The organism is Hydrogenophaga sp. GW456-12-10-14-TSB4 (assembly GCF_059424305.1).
This window is the reverse complement of sequence record NZ_JBWKZH010000150.1, coordinates 1-1,297: the sequence shown is the minus strand read 5'-3', so window position 1 is coordinate 1,297 and position 1,297 is coordinate 1. Positions and strand designations below refer to the sequence as shown.

The following is a 1,297-nucleotide window of genomic DNA, read 5'->3' as shown; positions in this document are numbered from 1 at the left end:
CAGACCCAGAAACCCCGCTCACACCAAGCCTCATCCTTCGCAGTCATACAAGCGGGCCGCTTAAGTTCGGTGGATTGGGCGCAGCACCGCCATGCGTCGTTCTTAAATGATATCATAAAAATGACTTATAAACACAAATATCATTTAATAATGGTTGCTGTTGGTTTGGGTGGTGTTCAGCCTGCTGGTGCGCAGCCGAACGGCCCAGGCCCAGGGCATGCTGGGCATGTTTAAACCGAAAGGGCTCGTCATGCTGATGAAGAAACTGGCTATCGCCTCCGCCGTCGCGCTGATGGGCGTGGGTGCTGCTCATGCTGAAGTGGTCGCTACCCCGCTGGAAAATGAACTGGGCGCGCTGCTGAGCAAGATCGTTGGCAACGGCACCACCACCGTGACCACTCCTGCAGTGGGTATTGTGGGTGAACCAGGTTATGTGCCTGCGACGACGACCGTCACCACTACTCCCGACATCAGCGTGCTGAGTGGCGCGGTGAACACGGCCGCCTTGAAAGGCAACATCGACATTTCGGGCACCAACGTGAGCCTGTCGTCGGCGATGTCCAACGTGACGGCCAAGGCCGAAGCCATTGGCACAACCTCCAGCGCCAGCGCCTACGCCATTGCCGGCGCCAAGCTGAGCACCACCGTGATCGGCGCCATGAACAGCGCCGGCGTGGACGTGATGGGCAAGGTCACGGACGAGGCCAACGCGACCACGTCGTCCCGGGCCGTGGCCAGCTTCGCCGCGTCGAATGTCCTCGACCTCATCGGGGTTGCTGGCGACGTGAGCCTGACCGGCCTGACCAGCGCCACGTCGACCAACGCGACGAACAAGGTCGCCGAACTGCAGGCCATGAACGTCTTCGACTCGGCCATCAACGTCGCCGCGCTGGACGCCAGCATCAAGATCCTCGCAACGGTGGACACCGGTGCCTGGTTCCTGGGCCCCCAGACCGGTGTCGTGAACCTGTCTAGCATCGAAATGGCCACCACCAACATCGGTGCCATGAACAGCCGCTTCACCCGCCTGGGCGTAAAACTGGGCAACTGATTGGGGGCTTGACGCCCCCAGGCCCGGCTGCGGCCGTGCCCTGCGCCAGCTCCGTCGCCATTCCAGCGCGCCGGGTGGCTCGGGAAGGCGCGGCGCGACACAAAACGCTGCCCAGTTGCTGTCAGCCAACCAGGGACTTGGCGCCCGCGGGTACGCCCAGGGCGCAGGGCAATCCACCGAACTTAAGCGGCCCGCTTGTATGACTGCGAAGGATGAGGCTTGGTGTGAGCGGGGTTTCTGGGTCTG

At 62.3% G+C, this 1,297-nt stretch carries 1 protein-coding gene; it reads left to right on the top strand.

What is annotated here, in order from left to right; translation table 11 throughout:
* Nucleotides 1-172 precede the first annotated feature (172 nt).
* The gene (locus AC07ZS_RS29810; RefSeq protein ID WP_494802037.1) at nt 173-1,051 is read left to right on the top strand and encodes a hypothetical protein; all 879 of its coding nucleotides are present in this window, start codon (nt 173-175) and stop codon (nt 1,049-1,051) included.
* The last annotated feature ends 246 nt before the right edge of the window (nt 1,052-1,297 follow it).